Below are 14,538 nucleotides of genomic sequence, written 5' to 3' on the forward strand. Positions count from 1 at the left end.
GAATCAGGGCACTCGAGGCCTCGGCCCAGGCCGGCCCCTGAGTTTCGAAGACGGCGACAGCGATGAGAGAGCGTTCAGGGCACCAAGCGTTTGTCGGCGGGCGAAAGGTGTTGTTGCCCAACTGCATCCAACGTCCGGCGCGGACATGTGTGCGTACGTCCTCCCGTGTCACGCCGATTTGCCTAAGACGCGCGCGGTTCACAACGCCGTAGCTCGACTCTGCCAGCGCCACGGCTCGCTCATGGGTCTGCTTCCAACGGGGAGTCATGCTTCCAGCCTGCGTGCCGGGGGTGAGGATGCTCCCGATGAATGTGGGCCTGTGGAAAACCTCACCGATGTTGCCTAGGTATCCGGGTACAGATGCCGCTGCGACCGCTCAACATCGGGGGATAGGGTGGGGGCGTGAGCGAGCAGTCGAAGCCCCTGCAGGTCGTCGTTCTCGTCTCCGGAAGCGGCTCGCTGCTGCAGGCTCTCATCGACGACGACGCCCACGGCACCGTGTACGAGATCGTCGCGGTCGGCGCCGATCGGGAGTGCACCGGCCTCGAGCGCGCCACCCTCGCCGGCATCCCCACCTTCACCGTCGAGACGCGGCACTTCCCCGAGCGCAGCCAGTGGGACGCGGCGCTCGCCGACGCCATCGAGCGCGCGTTCAGCGATGCCGACGACGACCTCGACCTCGCCGCGCTCACCGGCGGTGACGTCGCGGCTCGTCAGCTCGTCGTCTCGGCCGGGTTCATGAAGATCCTCGGCGCGCAGACTCTCTCGCGCCACACCGTCATCAACACCCACCCGGCGCTGCTGCCGAGTTTCCCCGGAGCGCACGGCGTCCGGGACGCGCTCGCGCACGGCGTCAAGGTCACCGGTACGACGTGCCACGTCGTCGACGCCGGTGTCGACACAGGCCCCATCATCGATCAGCGCGTCGTCGACGTACGCGCCGACGATGACGAGGAATCGCTCCACGAACGCATCAAGGTCGAGGAGCGCACCATGCTCGTGGACGTGGTCCGCGGGTTGGCACGAGGTTGGTCCATCAACGGCAGGACGGTTTCGATCAATGAGTGACGGCATGCGCCCTATTCGGCGGGCTCTCGTCTCGGTGTACGACAAGCAGGGGCTCGAGGAGCTCGCCCGCGGCCTGCACGAGGCCGGGGTGGAGATCGTCTCGACGGGCGGTTCGAGCAAGCTCATCGCGGGTCTCGGCATCCCCGTCACGGCGGTCGAAGAGCTCACGGGCTTCCCCGAGTGCCTCGAGGGTCGCGTCAAGACGCTGCACCCGAAGGTGCACGCCGGCATCCTTGCCGACTCGCGCAAGAGCGATCACATGAAGCAGCTCGAGGACCTCGGTGTCGAGCAGTTCGACCTCGTCGTCGTGAACCTCTACCCGTTCAGTGAGACGGTCGCCTCGGGCGCGAGCATCGACGAGTGCGTCGAGCAGATCGACATCGGCGGCCCGACGATGGTGCGCGCGGCCGCGAAGAATCACCCGACGGTGGCCATCGTCACCGACCCGACGTCGTACGCCGACGTGATCGACGCCGTGCGCGGCGGCGGCTTCACACTGCAGCAGCGCACCGCGCTGGCGCGTGACGCCTTCGTCCACACCGCGTCCTACGACGTCGCAGTCGCCACCTGGATGGGGGCGAACCTCGTCGGCTCGAACGACGCCACCACCGGCGACACCTTCCCCGACTGGACGGGTTCGACGTACACCAAGGCCGCGAGTCTGCGCTACGGCGAGAACCCGCACCAGGCGGCGGCCCTCTACACGTCGGCCGACGCGAGCGGCCTCGCCCAGGGCGAGCAGCTGCACGGCAAGGAGATGTCGTACAACAACTACGTCGACGCCGACGCCGCCTACCGCGCCGCGTACGACCACGGTGACGTGCCGACGGTCGCCATCATCAAGCACGCCAACCCGTGCGGCATCGCCGTCGGCGCTCCGGGCGAGGACATCGCCGCCGTGCACCAGCGCGCCCACGAGTGCGACTCGACGAGCGCGTTCGGCGGCATCATCGCCACGAACCGTCCCGTGACGAAGGCGATGGCGGACACGGTGAAGGACATCTTCACCGAGGTCGTCGTCGCGCCGGCGTTCGACGACGACGCTCTCGAGGTGCTCACGGCGAAGAAGAACCTGCGCCTCGTCACCGTGCCCGCGCCCACTGCGGGTGGTTTCGACATGCGTCCGATCAGCGGCGGTCTGCTCGTGCAGGAGCGCGACATGATCGACGCAGAGGGCGAGGACAAGGACGGTCGCACCACGGGTGACGACCCCGAGCGCTGGCAGCTCGTCGCCGGCGGGGCCGCGGACGAGGCCACGATGCGTGACCTCGCGTTCGCGTGGCGTGCGGTGCGCGCCGTGAAGTCGAACGCGATTCTGCTCGCCAAGGACGGTGCGTCGGTCGGTATCGGCATGGGCCAGGTCAACCGCGTCGACTCGTGCAACCTCGCCGTGACGCGTGCGGGCGCCGAGCGGGCCCGTGGTTCGGTGGCGTCGTCGGACGCGTTCTTCCCCTTCGCCGACGGCCTGCAGATCCTGCTCGACGCCGGCGTCAAGGCCGTCGTCGCGCCCGGTGGTTCGATCCGTGACGCCGAGGTCATCGAGGCTGCGCAGAAGGCCGGCGTCACCCTGTACTTCACCGGTACGCGTCATTTCGCCCACTGATCGCGGCCCGGCGAGTGCCGGATGGCGTGTTTGGTGGGGGATCATCGCGACGTCGGCGCCATCTCCAGCCAAACACGCCATGTCCATAGGGGTGACGCGATGACGCGTGAACGACGTGCGTCCTCGGAGGCGCTCGCGCTCGCCGCGGCGTTCTTCGGTGGGGCGTGCCTGTCGTTGCAGGCGCGCTTCAACGGGACGCTCGGTGAGCCGTTGTCCGAGCCGCTCGTCGCGGCGGTGTGGAGCTTCGGCTCGGGTCTCGCACTGCTCGTGCTGGCGCTCGCGGTGCCGAGTTTGCGCCAAGGCGCCACGCGACTCGTCCTGTTGATCCGGGCCGGACGTCTGCGCTGGTGGGAGTGCCTCGGCGGCGTCCTGGGTGGCGCGTTCGTCGCGGTGCAGACGAGCGCGGTCGGGCTTCTCGGTGTTGCCGTCTTCATCGTGGCGAGCGTCGGCGGTCGTGCGCTCGGCGGGTTGCTCGCCGACCACGTCGGCGCCGGGCCCAAGGGACGCACGCCGATCACCCCCGTGCGAGCGATCGCGGGAGCGGTCGCCGTCGTGGGGGTCGCCATCACGGTGAGCGGGCAGCACGTACCGGGTGGCATCGCGATCCTGCCGGCCCTCGCCGTCATCATCGCGGGCGTCATGACGCAGTTCCAGCAGGGTCTCAACGGGCGCGTCAGTGCGCGGGCAGGTAGTTCGTACGCGACGACGTTGCAGAACTTCCTCGTCGGCGTGATCGCTCTCGTGGTGTTCGCCGGTGCGCGCGTGCTCCTCGGCTTCACGCAGTGGCAGTGGCCGCACGACGCTCCCTGGTGGGCGTGGCTCGGTGCGCCGCTGGGTATCGCGTTCATCGGGTTGTCGGCGTGGGCGACGGAGCACATCAGCGTGCTCGTGCTCGGGCTCATGGGCATCATGGGGCAGCTCGTCGCGGCGCTCGTCATCGACCTGCTCGACCCGGTGGCGCGCGAAGGTGTCGGTGTGCGCACCGTCGTCGGCATGGTCGTCACCGCTGCGGCGGCAGCCATGGCGGCACGCTCCGGTGGCCGACGGGCTACTTCAGACGCGCGTTCGTGAGCTCGGCGAGACGCTTGTAGCCCGCGTCGTTGGGGTGCAGGCCGTCAGGGCTGATCCACTCAGGGTGACCGGTGAGCGGGAAGTCGAGTTCCAGCCACGTCGCACCCGAACTGCGCACCACGGGTGCGGCGGCATCGCGCAGCCGTACGAGCTCGGGTGGGGGAGAACTCGCCGGTCCGATCGGTGCGATGACGACGACACGCGCCTCGGGGGCGTGCTTCTTCACCGCCGCGAGCGTCTCGCGCAGGCCCTCGACGATGGTCGCGGTCGGCACGCCGTGGGCGACGTCGTTCCATCCGCCGGAGATGATGACCGTGCCCGGCTTGGACGCTGCGGCCCGTGCGACCTGGGAAGCGTAGTGCTGTGTCGGACGCCCCACGTCGTAGCCCATGCCCGGCACGGCGACGTTGATCTCGTTCCACCCGCGCTCGGCGCTCAGGACGGTGGTCCATCGCTTGTCCGGTGAGCTCGCCTCCGAGCCGGCGGAGTAGCTGTCGCCGACGAAGGCCACCACGGGGCGTCCGCTCAGGCTGGGTGAGGGCGCGTCGGCGACCGGGGCGGACGAACGGCGATCGACGACGAGGAACAACGCCACGACGAGCACCCCGACGACGAGTGCCACGAGCGCGTGAACGCGCCACGCCACTCGCCGCTCGGCACGCTCGTTCGCTCGTGTCATAGGACGACCGTACGCGTGAGCCCAGGTCGATCACGAGCGTCCCGTCACACCCCGGTGTGAGCGCCGACCGCGCGCCCGGGGCGTCTGGCAGGATTGGGGCCATGACTGCGACGACGCTGGACGGCAAGGCCACCCTCGCGACGATCAAGGACGAGCTGCGTGAGCGCGTGGCGCGTCTCAAGGAGCGCGGCGTGACGCCGGGCCTCGGCACGGTGCTCGTCGGTGACGACCCGGGTTCGCACTGGTACGTCGGGGCGAAGCACAAGGACTGTGCGGAGATCGGCATCGTCTCGATCCGCAAGGACCTGCCCGCCAGCGCGACGCAGGAGGAGGTCGAGGCCGTCATCGACGAACTCAACGACAGCGCGGAGTGCACGGGCTTCCTCATCCAGCAACCGACGGGCCTCGACGAGGTGGCGCTCTTGTCGCGCGTCAAGCCCGAGAAGGACGTCGACGGTCTGCACCCGGTCAACCTCGGCAAGCTCGTGCTCGGCGAAGAGGGACCGCTGCCGTGTACGCCGATGGGCGTCATCGAGTTGCTGCGCCGTTACGACGTCCCGCTCAAGGGCGCGGAAGTCGTCGTCGTCGGCCGTGGCCTGACGGTCGGGCGGCCGCTCGGGCTCATCCTCACGCGCCGCAGCGAGAACGCGACGGCGACGCTGTGCCACACCGGTACGCGTGACCTGGCCGAGCACACGAAGAACGCGGACGTCGTCGTTGCCGCCGCGGGTGTGCCGGGGCTCATCACCAAGGACATGGTCAAGCCGGGCGCCGCGGTGCTCGATGTCGGTGTCTCGCGCGTCGACGGCAAGGTGGCCGGGGACGTCGCGAAGGACGTCGCGGAGGTTGCCGGTTTCGTCTCCCCGAACCCGGGCGGCGTGGGCCCGATGACGCGTGCGCTGCTGCTCATGAACGTCGTCGAGGCAGCGGAGCGCGACGCCGACGCGCGAGGCCTGTGACCCGTTTCCGCCTCGGGATTCCCTGGCTCGTCGTCGTCGGTCTCGTCGTGGCGGGCCTGATCACCGTCATGGCCGGCCAGGTTCGTCCGGGCGGGGTCGTGATGTCGCTCGGTCTCTTCGCGGGCGCCGTGATGCGTGCCGTTCTTCCCGAGCGCTACGTACTCGACATCAAGGTGCGTTCGCGCACGGTCGATATCGCGGGTTATGCGCTCCTTGCCGTCGTCACTCTCGTGGCGTTCGGTGTCGTGAAGTTGGGGTGAACACTCGGTCGCCATCGTTCTCGGACCCGTGGCATTCCACGGTCAGGCGCCGACGCAGAACCTAGGATGGCGCACATGTCTTTGAAGATCTCCGTCATCGGCACCGGGTATCTCGGTGCCGTGCACGCGGCCTGTATGGCTGAACTCGGTCACACCGTCGTCGGCATCGACACGGACGCTTCGAAGATCGAAGCCCTGGCCGCAGGGCGCAGCCCGATCTACGAGCCGGGCCTTCCCGAGTTGCTCACGAGCACAAGCGAGTCAGGACGCCTGACGTGGAGCACGGACATCAGTGCTGCCGCTGACGCCGACGTCCACTTCGTGTGTGTCGGCACCCCGCAGCGCGCGGGTGAGTACGCCGCCAACACGGACTATGTCTTCGCCGCGTTCCAGACGCTTGCCCCGCACATGAAGCCGGGTTCGATCGCCGTGGGCAAGTCGACGGTGCCGGTGGGCACGGTGCCGCGCGTGCTCGAGGCGATGCGCGAGCACGTGGCTGACGGCGTGGAGGCGCGCCTCGTGTGGAACCCCGAGTTCCTGCGTGAAGGCTTCGCGGTCAAGGACACGCTCACCCCCGACCGGTTCGTCTACGGCGTGGAGGGCGAGTTCGCCGACGCCGACGTCGCAAAGCTCGACGAGGTCTACGCCAAGGCCCTCGCAACGGGCACCCCGCGCCTCGTGACGAACTACGCGACGGCGGAACTCGTCAAGGTCAGCGCGAACGCGTTCCTCGCGACGAAGATCAGTTTCATCAACGCCATGGCCGAAATCTGTGAGGCCACCGGCGGCGACGTGCTCGCCCTCGCCGACGCGATCGGTCACGACGAGCGCATCGGCCGCAAGTTCCTCGGTGCGGGGGTCGGCTTCGGCGGGGGTTGCCTGCCCAAGGACATTCGCGCTTTCCTTGCCCGCGGCGAGGAGTTGGGCCTGCCCGACTCGGTCGCCTTCCTGCGCGGCGTCGACGCCACCAACCTGCGGCGCCGCGAACGCGTCGTCTCGCTCGTCGAGGGTGCCCTCGGCGACGTAACAGGCAAGCCGATCGCGGTGCTCGGTGCCGCGTTCAAGCCGAACTCCGACGACATCCGGGACAGCCCGGCGCTCGACGTCGCCGAACGACTCGTCGAACTCGGGGCCGACGTGCGCGTCCACGACCCCGAAGCGGTGGCGGTGGCGCGCGCCAACCGGCCGGGCCCGAACTACGTCGACAGCATCGACGAGGCGCTCGAGGGTGCGCAGATCGTCCTGCACCTCACGGAGTGGAAGCAGTACCGCGAGCTCGACCCTGCCGAGGTCGCGACGAAGGTGGCGAACAAGCTCGTCATCGACGGCCGCAACGCCCTCGACGGTGCGAAGTGGGCCGATGCGGGTTTCACCGTTCACTCGCTCGGACGGCCCGTCGTCGAGGCGCGCTGAGCAGACCCCCGAGGAAAGCCCCACCGGTTTCGGTGGGGCCTTCGCGCGTTCGACACCCCTCGCGCGCACCTGAAACGATGACGGCATGCGAGTCGTCACCGCCAACGTCAACGGAATCCGAGCCGCGCAGCGTCGAGGTGGCCTCGAGTGGCTCGCCGCTCAGGAGGCTGACGTCGTCGCGATGCAGGAGGTGCGGGCGACGCCCAAGCAGTTCGCCACAGCTCTGAGTGGTTCGGCCCTCGAAAAGTACGCGCTGGCCCACGCCGAGTCGGCGACGGTCGGGCGTGAGGGTGTCGCCATCCTGACGCGCCACGCGATGGCGGAGCCCGTCACCGTCATCGAGGGGTTCGACGAGGTCGGCCGCTGGGTCGAGGCCGAGGTGACGATCGACGGGCACACCGTGACGATCGTGAGCGTCTACGCGCACAGCGGGGAGGTCGGCACCGACAAGCAGATGGCCAAGTACCGCTTCCTCGACGCCGTCGAGGCGCGCATGGCGCAGCTCGTCGACCGCCCGGCCCTCGTCATGGGTGACTTCAACGTGGCGCACGGCCCGAACGACCTCAAGAACTGGAAGGGCAACCGCGGCAAGGCGGGCTTCCTGCCCGAGGAGCAGGCCTACCTCACGCGGTTCACCGAGAGTGGGTGGGTCGACGTCATGCGCGAGCATCACGGCGACGTCGCGGGGCCGTACACGTGGTGGTCGTGGCGCGGCAAGGCGTTCGACAACGACGCGGGATGGCGCATCGACTACCAGTTCGCCAGCCCGGCGCTCGCGGCCGTCGCGAGCGATCCGCGGGTGGGGCGGGCCGATGCCTACGACCAGCGGTGGAGCGACCACGCGGCCGTCATCGTCGACTACGACCTGACAACGCTGTGACGTGCTGGGCACCACGCCTCCTGGTCGTCGCAGCGACGGTTTCACGTCGCCTGCGCGTGACAGGATGACACCATGACGAACAAGAGTCCTGTGGAGTGCTGGCTGACCGACATGGACGGCGTGCTCGTTCATGAGGAGCACGCCATTCCGGGGGCGGCGGAGTTCCTCCAGGCGTTGCAGGAGACCGGCCGGCGCTTCCTCGTCCTGACGAACAACTCGATCTACACCCCGCGCGATCTGCGTGCCCGCCTGCAGGGCAGCGGTATCGACATCCCCGAAGAGGCCATCTGGACGTCGGCGCTCGCGACGGCGCAGTTCCTCCACGATCAGCGTGAGGGCGGCTCGGCGTACGTCGTCGGGGAAGCCGGCTTGACGACGGCGCTCTACAACGTCGGGTACACGATGAGCGAGCGCAACCCTGACTACGTCGTGCTGGGGGAGACCCGCACGTACTCCTTTACCGCGATCACGCGGGCCATCCGCCTCATCGAGGGTGGTGCGCGCTTCATCGCGACGAACCCGGACGTCACGGGTCCAAGCGCCGAGGGGCCGCTGCCGGCGACGGGCGCGATCGCCGCCATGATCACGGCGGCCACCGGCGTCAAGCCGTACTACGTCGGCAAGCCGAACCCCCTCATGATGCGCAGTGCGCTGAACCGTATCGACGCACACTCGGAGTCGACGGTGATGATCGGTGACCGTCTCGACACGGACGTGCGCAGCGGTCTCGAGGCCGGATTGCGCAGCATCCTCGTGCTCACCGGCTCGACGAAGCCGGATCAGGTGGATCGCTACCCGTTCGTGCCGACGCGGGTGTGCGATTCGATCGCCGATGTCGTGCCGCTCGTGCACGAGTTCTCCCCAGAGCGCATGGCGGCTCAGAGTGAGGGCGTCGAGCCTCGGGAGGCCGACGCGTGAGCGACGACTTCGACCCGTTCGCCGACGAGCCGCGTTCGCGTCCGTCCCGGCGGGAGAACGAGCAGGAGCAGACACCGCATTCGTTCGACCCGTGGGCGGATCTGCCGACCCGGGCTTCGCTGCGTCGTCACGGTCTGGAGCTCCCGACCGACGCCCCCGGTCTCGGTGGGATGTGGCATGACGACGACGCGTGGTTGACCTTGGATCTCGGAGCGGGGCAGGGGAGCGAGCCCTCCCCGGCGCCGGGCGGGCGCATCCTCGTCGTCTGCACCGGCAACGTGTGTCGCTCGCCGTACATTCACCTGCGCCTCGCCGCCGAGCTGGACGGCTTGGGCATCGAGGTAACGAGTGCCGGAACCGGAGCCCTGGCGGGGTGGCCGGTTGACCCAGGTTCCGTGGCGCTGCTCGACGCAGCAGGCATCGACTCGACGGCGTTCCGGGCGCGGCAGCTCACCGTGGACATGGTCGAGGACGCCGACCTCGTGCTCACCGCGACGCGAGCGCACCGCCGCGCGGTGGTGCAGGAGGCGCCATTGGGGTTGCGCAAGACGTTCGCGCTCACCGACTTCGCCGACCTCGTCGTCGATGTTCAGCCTCAGGAGGTCGAGGCAGCTCGCGGGCGCTCGGGCGTGGGCAAGCTCGTCGCCGCGGCCGGGGCGCGCCGCCACCTCGTGCACGCACGACCCGAGGACGACGACGCAGACATCGTCGACCCGTTCAAGATGGGGCCCGAGGTGTTCGCCCAGATGGAGCGCGAGATCACGCCGTCCCTCGACGCTGTCGTCGACCGATTGCGGGCCGTGAGTCAGCCGATCTGACGTGCGGGGTTACCGACCACGGTCGCGCCGGGCGCGACATCCTGAAGCACGACAGCCCCCATCCCGACAGTGGCCCCGGCCCCGATCGTCAGGCCTTGTCGGATGAGCGCGCCGGTGCCGATGAATGCTGCCTCGCCGATCGTGACGCCGCCAGAGATCGAGCCGAGGGGCATGACCGATGCATAGTCCCTCACGACACTGTCGTGGCCGATCGAAGCGCCCCGGCCGATGTGCACGTGGCGACCGAGGCTGATGTTCGTCGTGATCATTGCATTCGCGAACACCACGGCGCCTGGCCCGATCGTGACGTCGTCACCCACCAGAGCGCTCATGTCGATCGTAGGAGGAGCTGTCTCGACGACCTCGTCGAAGGTGCGCCGGATTGCTCCGGAGCCGATTCCGACGAGGCACGGGAGGTCCGCCGACGCACAGGGCCCGAGGATCTCGAACCCTAGGCGCTTGACGCGCGCGTCGTCACAGTTGTCGTCGAAGAAACCGGCGAGTTCACGTCGTGGGGAACGATCGTCCGCACCGTTCACGCGAGCGACCGTCTGCGCGACTTCGCGCCCGTGGCCGCCAGCACCGATGATGCCGATTCGTGGGCAGTGCACGGCCTTCATGGTGGTCTTCCCCTGCCGCTAGTCTCGTACCGGGACGCGTGAAGTAAACCTACAGTGCCGCTCGTGACCGATTGCGCTCCGGTGTTGTGTGAGGAATCAAGGAGTATGAGTGAGCTTTTCTGACCGCCGTGCGGGGCGTGTGGAAAGGCGTGGCCGCCGACTCGTGTACGGAACCACGTCTGGACTCAGTTTATGGGCGTTCTACCCAGGGCAACTCAAAGGGATGCGCGAGCGCGGCTGGAACGTCATGGCCGTGTCAGACGACGATGAGTACCTTGAAGCGGTGGCTGCTCGCGAGGGCGTGGGCCACGGGTCGATTGGGATGTCTCGAGAGATCTCGCTTCTGCGAGATCTGACGGCCCTAGGTCAATGGGTGGTTCGGCTTGGTCGATGGCGTCCGGCGGTCATCAACCTCGGTACGCCAAAAGCGGGCCTGTTGGGGGGCCTCGCTGCCAAGACCACGCGAGTGCCACGCAGAATATATGTGGTTCATGGGCTTCGGTTCGAGGGGGCAGTAGGACGGCAGCGCCGCCTTCTCCTGGCGATGGAGAAGCTCGCCATCGCGTGTGCGACGCATGTCGTCGTGGTGAGTCCTTCCGTGGGCCGGGGCCTGCGCGGCGCGGGCGTCAAGCGACCGCTCTACCTGATCGGCGAAGGATCCTGCAATGGGATGGACAGTGAGTCGGCTCGTGCTATCTGTGACGCTGTCGACGTGGGAGCAAGCCGAGCCGCGTTTGGCATCCAACGTGACGCATTCGTCGTCGGTTTCGTGGGGCGACTCACGCACGACAAGGGTCTCGATCAACTGGCCGGAGCGCTCAATACCCTGGAGGGCAGGGACGTCCGGGTGCAATTGTTGGCAATCGGTGACGCCGAGGCCGAGGGTGCTGAAGAGATCCTGCGCGCCTCTGGCGTGTCAGCCACTCTCACCGGGTGGGTGGACGAGCCCATGACGTACATGCCCCTCATGGATGTCCTCGTCCTTCCGACGAAGCGTGAGGGTTACCCGCTGGTGGTGCTCGAAGCGAATGCGGCCGGAGTGCCCGTGATCACCACCCGCGCGACCGGTGCCGTCGATGCGGTGGAGGACACCGTCGACGGTCTCATGGTGGACTACGGCGACGCCGATGCGCTGGCGGACAGAATCGAGCAACTTGTGAACAGCCACGCTCTCCGGCAGCGCCTTGCCACCGCTGGCATGCACCGCGTCCGCTCCCGTTTTCGATCCGATCGGATCTGGGACGGTCTGGACAGCATCTATCGAGGCCGACCGAGCACTGACGTGAGGTGTCTGCCGTGACACGAAGACTGAGCGTCTACTCCACGTACGCGCCTCAGGCCGGCAGTACGCGCGTGCGAATCTACGACTGGTTGAAACACCTGGGCCTGGATGCCAACGCACATCAATATCTGGGCTTGCCGACGGCTGGCGTCAGGGACGTGGCCTCCAGGCCCATCGCCGTGGCCCGGGCCGAACGGTCGCTGCGCGAGCGCGCTTCCAGCCGCGACTGCGTGCTCATCTCACGAGAAGCCTCACCGCTGAGCCGGGGGCAGATCGAAGAGCGACTCCTCCGCGAGGCGACGCACGGCGTACTCGACATGGATGACGCACTGTTTCACGACTCATCACCACACCGGAGACTCCTCGGGGGCGCCGCCAAGTTCGAGCGCGCCGCTGCGGCCTCGGACATCTTCGTGGCCGGTAGCCAGTACATCGCGGAGTGGGCGGCGGCTCACGCGCGGAGGGTGGAGCTCATCCCGTCATGCGTGGAACCCCGTGACTATCGAGTCTCCAGGGGTACCGCAGGTGACGGACCGGAACGAATGATCTGGGTGGGATCGGCTTCTACGGAGGCTTATCTCGTGCCGCTCATCGACGATCTGCTCCGACTCCATGAACGACGAGGTGCCCGGCTACGCCTCGTCAGCTCGGCTCAGCACAATCCTGCCCTCGAACCGCTGCAGAACATGATGGACCGGGTTCCGTGGCAGTTCTCGACGGCCGTCGATGAGTTGGCGCAAGCAGACGTGGCTCTCGCACCTTTGCACGACACGCTCTTCGCTCGGGGCAAATGTGCGTACAAGCTCCTGCAGTATGGTGCCGCGGGCGTCCCGGCTGTCGGATCACCGGTGGGTGCCAACGAGCTCGCGCTCCAGCGTCTCGACGGGGTCGCCGTAGGACCGGCAGACAGCTGGTACGAGGCATTGACTGAGGTGCTCGATGGGTCCGACGCCCGTCGGGCTGCCCGGAGCGCAAGGGCGCGAAAGGCAGTTGAGGAGCACTACAGTTTCCGAGCCTGGGCGCACACATGGAAAGCCTGCGTGATGCCTGATGCTTAGGGGTCTCGCCGGGCGGCCCGAGACGCGTGTCGTGCTTACGATGATCCTCCAGTCGGGAACAGCGATGCTCCTCGCCCTCCTCAGCGCCAGGTGGTTGGGGCCAGCTGATCGGGGCATCGTCGTCATCATCACCTTCCTGGGCAGCATCTTGATGCTGGTAGGAAGTCTGGGCACCGCTACGGGCGCGCGTGTTCTCGTCGGCCGCGAGGACGGAACGCGCCTGACTCCCCGACGTGTTCTGCGTTCCACCAGACCCTTGCTTCTCGCCCACGTTGGAACCGCCACCGTGGCAGGGAGCCTGACGCTGTGGTTGGTGGACGGGCACGTGGACTGGGGTGTCTGCGCTCTGTTCGCGGTCTATGCGTGTTCAATGCTGTGGGCCTACCTCCGCAGGGAATTGCTACACGGGTTGGGGCGTCACCAGGAAGCCGTACGTGGCGAGGTTTGCTCAGTCATCATCCAGCTCGGCCTCGTGGCAGCAGCCCACCTGGCGGGGCATCTGAACGTATATGTCGCTGTCGCGGCGATGGCAGTGGGCATTCTGGCTCAGGTGGCGTACCAGACCCCGTACCTGTTCCCCGGTGAACTGGACGCCGCAGAACACGAACGCGGTGACCTCAGGAGCCTTGTGGGTTTCAGCGTTCCTGCACTGGCCACGACCGTGGGCCAGGAATACACCTTGCGCGCTGACCGGCTGTTTCTGGGAGTAGCGATCGGCAGCGCGAGCGCGGGTGTCTACGGCTCTGCTGCATCCTTGGCCGAGACACTCACGCTTCTAGCGGCTGGCGCGTCCCAAATCTTGTTCCGGCAGGCTGCACGGGGCCTCACGTTGGGCCATCTCCTCAAGTGCCATGCGGTAGTGGGGTGCGCGACAGCCCTAGGTGCGGCCACACTCTGGATTACCGGGCCAACTTTGATCGACATCACACTTGGGGAGGAATACCACAGTGCAGTGGGGCCATTACGGATCCTTGCCATCGGAGCGATTCCGTTCGCCGTATATCAGCTGAACGTGGCAGTGATCAACGGAGCGGGCAATCTGGGGCGCGCGGCTCGTCTGGCTGGCGCAGGCGCCCTGACGCTCACCGTCGCGTGCTTCGTCTTGATCCCTTTGGTGGGGGCGAATGGAGCCGCTTGGGCGAGCGTGATGAGCTATTCGGTGCTGGCGGTGGGGAGCTTCGCTGCCCTACCTTCTCTGCAGCACAAACTGATCCGACCATGAGAGCTACACCCCAGCCGTGCCCGACCGCCTGCAAGTAGGGGTTGGAGGCGTTAGCGATCAGGAGAGCAACCCCGGCCGTGGTCGACGCGAGAAGCGTGCCCCGCAGGGCCGGGGCGCTGCGGTACGCGCGAACGAAGGCGCTGAGGAACAAGAGCGCAGCGACGAGGGCGGCCACCACACCTAGTAGGCCCAAATTGAACAGCAGTTGGTGGTACTGCAGTTCAAACAGCCATGGTCTGGTTTCGCTGCGGCTGAAGCCCGGGATGCTTGCTCCGAGGCCATGGCCGATCAAAGGAGCCTGCGTCCACGCCTCTAGCATGGCCTGTGTCTGCGTGACTCGAACCGCATCGTCAAGAGCCAGCGCTGAGGTGTCTCCTACCCCGAGGTAGGTCGTCATTGCAGCGTTTGCTGCGCTCTTCATGATGTCTCCGGCACTCGTGCGCGCGACAGCGATGCCCACCAGCGGGAGCGCGAGCGCTCCGAGAGCCACACTCAAGGGGATGCTGCGGTTTCTCCCGGCGTTCTGGGGAAGCCGACGACGAGCCACGCTCTGCAGGATCCAGAACAGCACCGGGGTCAGCACGACGACGAGCAAGATGGCACGTCGACCCGCTAGCAGCGCTGTGGCGCCGCATAACAGCGCGGCAGGTCCAGTGATCTTCCTGGAGGGCAGATATTGGTCCGCAC

The 14,538-nt window shown here is 67.5% G+C and carries 14 protein-coding genes; 12 read left to right on the plus strand and 2 right to left on the minus strand.

Annotation, left to right across the window (positions count from 1 at the left end; genetic code table 11):
* Positions 1 to 402 precede the first annotated feature (402 nt).
* The 3 genes from purN to IM689_RS03440 all read left to right on the plus strand — a co-directional run bounded on the left by purN (position 403) and on the right by IM689_RS03440 (position 3,742).
* On the plus strand, positions 403 to 1,068 hold the full coding sequence (purN, locus tag IM689_RS03430; protein ID WP_319803788.1) for a phosphoribosylglycinamide formyltransferase: 666 nt from the start codon (positions 403 to 405) through the stop codon (positions 1,066 to 1,068).
* Positions 1,061 to 2,671: a bifunctional phosphoribosylaminoimidazolecarboxamide formyltransferase/IMP cyclohydrolase gene (gene purH / locus IM689_RS03435; RefSeq protein WP_193642907.1), complete on the plus strand. Its 1,611-nt coding sequence runs from the start codon at positions 1,061 to 1,063 to the stop codon at positions 2,669 to 2,671. The genes purN and purH overlap by 8 nt, the downstream gene beginning before the upstream one ends.
* Positions 2,672 to 2,770: 99 nt before the next feature.
* Positions 2,771 to 3,742, plus strand: a complete 972-nt coding sequence (locus IM689_RS03440; RefSeq protein ID WP_193642908.1) for a DMT family transporter — start codon at positions 2,771 to 2,773, stop codon at positions 3,740 to 3,742.
* On the opposite strand, the gene IM689_RS03445 is transcribed toward IM689_RS03440, so the two are convergent.
* Positions 3,720 to 4,421 carry an SGNH/GDSL hydrolase family protein gene (locus IM689_RS03445; protein ID WP_193642909.1) on the minus strand — a complete coding sequence of 234 codons (702 nt, stop codon included), beginning with the start codon at positions 4,419 to 4,421 and terminating at the stop codon, positions 3,720 to 3,722. The genes IM689_RS03440 and IM689_RS03445 overlap by 23 nt on opposite strands.
* 101 nt (positions 4,422 to 4,522) lie before the next feature.
* Here IM689_RS03445 and IM689_RS03450 point away from each other — a divergent pair, with 101 nt between their 5' ends.
* The 6 genes from IM689_RS03450 to IM689_RS03475 all read left to right on the plus strand — a co-directional run bounded on the left by IM689_RS03450 (position 4,523) and on the right by IM689_RS03475 (position 9,669).
* Complete coding sequence (locus IM689_RS03450; RefSeq protein ID WP_193642910.1) at positions 4,523 to 5,380, plus strand: bifunctional methylenetetrahydrofolate dehydrogenase/methenyltetrahydrofolate cyclohydrolase; 858 nt, start codon at positions 4,523 to 4,525, stop codon at positions 5,378 to 5,380.
* Positions 5,377 to 5,640: a DUF3017 domain-containing protein gene (locus IM689_RS03455; RefSeq protein ID WP_193642911.1), complete on the plus strand. Its 264-nt coding sequence runs from the start codon at positions 5,377 to 5,379 to the stop codon at positions 5,638 to 5,640. Before IM689_RS03450 ends, IM689_RS03455 begins: the two co-directional genes overlap by 4 nt.
* Before the next feature lie 75 nt (positions 5,641 to 5,715).
* Entirely contained in the window at positions 5,716 to 7,053 is a 1,338-nt protein-coding gene (locus IM689_RS03460; protein WP_193642912.1) for a UDP-glucose dehydrogenase family protein, read from the plus strand.
* 85 nt (positions 7,054 to 7,138) lie between these two features.
* The gene (locus IM689_RS03465; RefSeq protein WP_193642913.1) at positions 7,139 to 7,933 is read left to right on the plus strand and encodes an exodeoxyribonuclease III; all 795 of its coding nucleotides are present in this window, start codon (positions 7,139 to 7,141) and stop codon (positions 7,931 to 7,933) included.
* Positions 7,934 to 8,005: 72 nt separating this feature from the next.
* Positions 8,006 to 8,851: an HAD-IIA family hydrolase gene (locus tag IM689_RS03470; protein WP_193642914.1), complete on the plus strand. Its 846-nt coding sequence runs from the start codon at positions 8,006 to 8,008 to the stop codon at positions 8,849 to 8,851.
* Positions 8,848 to 9,669: an arsenate reductase/protein-tyrosine-phosphatase family protein gene (locus tag IM689_RS03475; protein WP_193642915.1), complete on the plus strand. Its 822-nt coding sequence runs from the start codon at positions 8,848 to 8,850 to the stop codon at positions 9,667 to 9,669. The genes IM689_RS03470 and IM689_RS03475 overlap by 4 nt, the downstream gene beginning before the upstream one ends.
* Here the strand turns inward: IM689_RS03475 and IM689_RS03480 are convergent.
* The gene (locus IM689_RS03480; protein ID WP_193642916.1) at positions 9,657 to 10,289 is read right to left on the minus strand and encodes a NeuD/PglB/VioB family sugar acetyltransferase; all 633 of its coding nucleotides are present in this window, start codon (positions 10,287 to 10,289) and stop codon (positions 9,657 to 9,659) included. The genes IM689_RS03475 and IM689_RS03480 overlap by 13 nt on opposite strands.
* 109 nt (positions 10,290 to 10,398) lie before the next feature.
* Here IM689_RS03480 and IM689_RS03485 point away from each other — a divergent pair, with 109 nt between their 5' ends.
* The 3 genes from IM689_RS03485 to IM689_RS03495 are packed head-to-tail and all read left to right on the plus strand — an operon-like array spanning position 10,399 to position 13,851.
* The gene (locus tag IM689_RS03485; protein WP_193642917.1) at positions 10,399 to 11,589 is read left to right on the plus strand and encodes a glycosyltransferase family 4 protein; all 1,191 of its coding nucleotides are present in this window, start codon (positions 10,399 to 10,401) and stop codon (positions 11,587 to 11,589) included.
* Positions 11,586 to 12,629 carry a glycosyltransferase gene (locus IM689_RS14970; RefSeq protein WP_193642918.1) on the plus strand — a complete coding sequence of 348 codons (1,044 nt, stop codon included), beginning with the start codon at positions 11,586 to 11,588 and terminating at the stop codon, positions 12,627 to 12,629. Before IM689_RS03485 ends, IM689_RS14970 begins: the two co-directional genes overlap by 4 nt.
* Positions 12,630 to 12,660: 31 nt before the next feature.
* Complete coding sequence (locus IM689_RS03495) at positions 12,661 to 13,851, plus strand: lipopolysaccharide biosynthesis protein (protein WP_193642919.1); 1,191 nt, start codon at positions 12,661 to 12,663, stop codon at positions 13,849 to 13,851.
* Positions 13,852 to 14,538: the final 687 nt, after the last annotated feature.

It is taken from the genome of Dermacoccus barathri, from assembly GCF_015070805.1.
GTDB classification, from domain to species: Bacteria; Actinomycetota; Actinomycetes; order Actinomycetales; family Dermatophilaceae; genus Dermacoccus; species Dermacoccus abyssi.

Coding starts and splice junctions, on each gene's coding strand:
- IM689_RS03470 (WP_193642914.1), top strand. CDS start 8,006: ATGACGAACAAGAGTCCTGTGGAGTGCTGGCTGACCGACATGGACGGC.
- IM689_RS03480 (WP_193642916.1), bottom strand. CDS start 10,289: ATGAAGGCCGTGCACTGCCCACGAATCGGCATCATCGGTGCTGGCGGC.
- IM689_RS03440 (WP_193642908.1), top strand. CDS start 2,771: ATGACGCGTGAACGACGTGCGTCCTCGGAGGCGCTCGCGCTCGCCGCG.
- IM689_RS03460 (WP_193642912.1), top strand. CDS start 5,716: ATGTCTTTGAAGATCTCCGTCATCGGCACCGGGTATCTCGGTGCCGTG.
- IM689_RS03445 (WP_193642909.1), bottom strand. CDS start 4,421: ATGACACGAGCGAACGAGCGTGCCGAGCGGCGAGTGGCGTGGCGCGTT.
- purH (WP_193642907.1), top strand. CDS start 1,061: ATGAGTGACGGCATGCGCCCTATTCGGCGGGCTCTCGTCTCGGTGTAC.
- IM689_RS03465 (WP_193642913.1), top strand. CDS start 7,139: ATGCGAGTCGTCACCGCCAACGTCAACGGAATCCGAGCCGCGCAGCGT.
- IM689_RS03450 (WP_193642910.1), top strand. CDS start 4,523: ATGACTGCGACGACGCTGGACGGCAAGGCCACCCTCGCGACGATCAAG.